3 protein-coding genes are annotated in these 3382 nt (G+C 63.7%); 2 read left to right on the top strand and 1 reads right to left on the bottom strand.

Features of this window, described 5'->3' with window-relative positions; genetic code table 11:
• Nucleotides 1-197: 197 nt before the first annotated feature.
• Nucleotides 198-983, top strand: coding sequence for a bifunctional hydroxymethylpyrimidine kinase/phosphomethylpyrimidine kinase (gene thiD, locus AC1DSN_RS20260; RefSeq protein ID WP_477332483.1), 786 nt, complete (start codon nt 198-200; stop codon nt 981-983).
• Between the two features lie 76 nt (nt 984-1059).
• On the top strand, nt 1060-2016 hold the full coding sequence (locus AC1DSN_RS20255; protein ID WP_213948343.1) for an aspartyl/asparaginyl beta-hydroxylase domain-containing protein: 957 nt from the start codon (nt 1060-1062) through the stop codon (nt 2014-2016).
• Between the two features lie 192 nt (nt 2017-2208).
• On the opposite strand, the gene AC1DSN_RS20250 is transcribed toward AC1DSN_RS20255, so the two are convergent.
• On the bottom strand, nt 2209-3231 hold the full coding sequence (locus AC1DSN_RS20250) for an isocitrate dehydrogenase (protein WP_063570385.1): 1023 nt from the start codon (nt 3229-3231) through the stop codon (nt 2209-2211).
• Nucleotides 3232-3382 lie beyond the last annotated feature (151 nt).

Genomic DNA, 3382 nt, shown 5'->3' with positions numbered 1-3382 from the left:
CCGTAGCACCGCGTTCGCATTCCATGTGAACTGAGCGGCCCTCAGCTTATGCGGCCCCAAGGGCCTTACCCCTCGCGGCACCAAACGTCGAAGTTCGTTGTGGTCGAGAGCGCACCGCCGACAAACATGCCGCGCGCCCGCTATCGTAGGAGCCGATTCATCGGCGAACGCTCTTGCCTTACAGCTATCCTTTCGCGATGACCAAGACCGTCAAAGCCAAACCCAATACCCTGACCATCGCCGGCTCAGACTCCGGCGGCGGCGCAGGCATCCAGGCTGACCTGAAAACCTTCCACGCGCGCGGAACCCACGGTCTCACCGCGATAACAGCCGTGACATCGCAGAACACGCGTGCCGTGACTGCTGTGCACACCCTGCCTCTCTCTCACATTCGCAGCCAGATCGATGCGGTGTTCGATGACTTTCCGATCTCGGCGGTGAAGACCGGCATGCTCGGCAGTGCGGCGGTGACGCGGCTCGTGGCAAAAGAGATGCGCGTTCGCAAACCTGCGTGGCTAGTCGTCGATCCGGTGATGATTGCCACAAGCGGTGCGCGCTTGCTCGATGAAAATGCGCTCGAAGCGATGGTGACGCGCCTTATACCGCTGGCCGACATCCTTACTCCCAACCTGCCGGAAGCCGAAGCCCTGCTCGGCCGCCCGTTGGGACGCGACATGGACGCCGTCGGCGCCGACCTGCTCGCCCTCGGCGCACGCGGCGTCCTGCTCAAAGGCGGCCATGGCAAAGGCCGCGAGGTGGTCGACTGTTTTTACGACGCGAGCGGCGTGACCGAGGTCCGGCACCCTCGCCTGCCGCTCGAAGGGCACGGCAGCGGCTGCACACTGGCCTCAGCCGTGGCGGCGGGGCTGGCTCGGGGCAAATCGCCGCACGTGGCTGTCCGCGAAGCGATCGCGTGGGTTAACAAGGCCTTCCAGCGGGCCTGGCGGCCCGGTGGCGGCTCGGTTTACGTGCTCGGTCATTAAGGCCGGAGTATCCTAGGCGCGTTGATACAGGCCGCGCGCGGCCCTACGTATCGCTTGTCCTGGTCGAGTCCAACCCATGAATTTCCTCGGGCCCCGCTTCATCGTCCTGTATGTGCTGATCCTGTTCACGCTCTGCGTGTTGCTGGTGCATCTGCGCGGACGCTCACGCCTGCGCTTCGATCGCCAGCTGGTCGATCACTCGGCCATCTTCGCGCCGTACAACCTGCTGATGTACGCCTTCTCCGCCGTGCCAGCGCGGCCGATCCTGGATCGCGCCGGATTCCCGCAGCTCGATCTGCTGCAGGGCAACTGGGAGAAGATCCGCGAAGAAGCCATGCACCTGTTCGACGAGGGCTTCATCCGCTCCGCGGAAAAGCACAGCGATGCCAGCTTCAACTCGTTCTTCAAGCAGGGCTGGAAGCGTTTCTATCTGAAATGGTACGGCGAGCCGTTGGCCTCGGCCGAGGCGCTCTGCCCGGAAACGGTGAAGCTGCTCAACGCCATCCCGAGCGTGAAGGCGGCAATGTTTGCCCTGCTTCCGCCGGGTAGCAAGCTCAATCCGCACCGCGATCCGTTCGCCGGCTCGCTGCGCTACCACCTGGGGCTGATCACGCCGAACTCGGACGACTGCCGCATCTTCGTCGACGGCGAAATGCACGCGTGGCGCGACGGCAAGGACGTCGTGTTCGACGAGACCTACGTGCATTGGGCCGAGAACCGCACGGACCAGACCCGCGTGATTCTGTTTGCCGACGTCGAGCGCCCTCTGAAGAGCCGCCTTATGACCGGCATCAACAAGCGCGTCGGCGCCTTCATGGGCTCGATCACCGCATCGCCGAATGATGACGAAAGCAGCGAACAGGTCGGCTTCGTCAATCGCATGTTCGCGATGAACAACCGCGGGCGCGACCGCACACGGAAGTTCAAGAAAGCGAATCCGAAGCTGTTCCGCGTGATCAAGTACATCGGCATCGTGCTGATGATCTGGCTGATCTTCCTCGCGCCGTATCCGTTCTTCCGCGGAAACAACTGATGCCGTGAAGGTGCCCTCGCTGCTTGGAGGGTAAGGCGCAGTGCAGCGAGGTGGGCACCAAGGTCTCCCCGCGAAGCGCCCAAGTGTAGAGAGCGATGGCAATGCCGAGCCCGCGAGGCCGAAGGCGAGCCATGCACCAAAAAAAAGACCCCGCATTGCTGCAGGGTCTCTCTTCACCACCTGGCGAACGACTTACGCCGTAGCGCGGAGCCGCTCGACGATCGCGTCGCCGAAGGTATCCGTGGTACCGGTGCCGCCAACGTCCGGCGTCGTACGGTCGCGGGCTTCCATCACGTCGCGGATGGCGGCGCGCAGGCGCGTGGCCTTGGCGACCATGTCGAGGTGGTCGAGCATGTCCGCGGCAGCGAGCAGCAGCGCGCACGGGTTGGCCTTCTTCTGGCCGGCGATATCCGGAGCGGAGCCGTGGACGGCTTCGAAGATCGCCGCGTCCTTGCCGATGTTGGCACCCGGCGCGAGACCCAGGCCGCCGACGAGACCGGCGCAGAGGTCGGAGAGGATGTCGCCGAACAGGTTCGTCGTGACGATCACGTCGAACTGGTACGGGTTCATCACCAGCTGCATGCAGGCGTTGTCGACGATCATCTCGCCGAACTCGATGTCCGGGTAGTCCTTCGCCACTTCGCGCGCCACCGTCAGGAATAGGCCCGACGAGGTCTTCATGATGTTGGCCTTGTGCACCGCCGTGACCTTCTTGCGACCCTTCTTACGGGCCATCTCGAAGGCGTACTTGCAGATGCGCTGCATGCCCGGGCGGGTGTTGCGGATCATCGAGGTGGCGACTTCGGAATCACCCTCACCCGTGGTGGTCTGGCCTTCGGCCAGGTACGCACCCTCGGTGTTTTCACGCACCGTGATGATGTCGATGTTCTCGTAACGCGCCTTCGTGCCCGGGAAGCTGATCGCCGGACGGACGTTGGAGTAGAGGTCGAACTTGCGACGCAGGGTCACGTTGATCGAGGTGAAGCCACCGCCGATCGGCGTGGTCAGCGGGCCCTTCAGCGCGACCTTGTGTTCGGCGATCTTGTCGATCGTGTTCTGCGGCAGGAGATCGCCATGCTTCTCGAGGGCAACCACGCCCGCGTCGACGTAATCGTATTTCAGACCGCAGTCGAGGGCGTCGAGAACGCGAATGGTCGCGTCCATGATCTCGGGGCCGATGCCGTCGCCGGGGATCACGGCAATCGTCTTGCTCATGGGGATAACTCCTGAAGGGAAGCGGGTCGCATGCGGCGCCGAAGGCGCGCGCGGGGAGAAAAATCGCCCAATTATCGGCGATCCGACCCACTTCCTTCAAGGATGCCGCCCCGACCGGAGCGGCATGGACGCAATTCAGGCCGCTGGGTGG

The sequence above is a fragment of the Luteibacter sp. P4_D7_3 genome, from assembly GCF_056401735.1.
Note: the sequence above shows the minus strand (reverse complement) of the source record. Positions and strands in the feature narration are given on the sequence as shown.

What these genes read in the sequence shown, in the direction of transcription:
- thiD (WP_477332483.1), top strand. Translation starts at nt 198, where the DNA reads ATGACCAAGACCGTCAAAGCCAAACCCAATACCCTGACCATCGCCGGC.
- AC1DSN_RS20255 (WP_213948343.1), top strand. Translation starts at nt 1,060, where the DNA reads ATGAATTTCCTCGGGCCCCGCTTCATCGTCCTGTATGTGCTGATCCTG.
- AC1DSN_RS20250 (WP_063570385.1), bottom strand. Translation starts at nt 3,231, where the DNA reads ATGAGCAAGACGATTGCCGTGATCCCCGGCGACGGCATCGGCCCCGAG.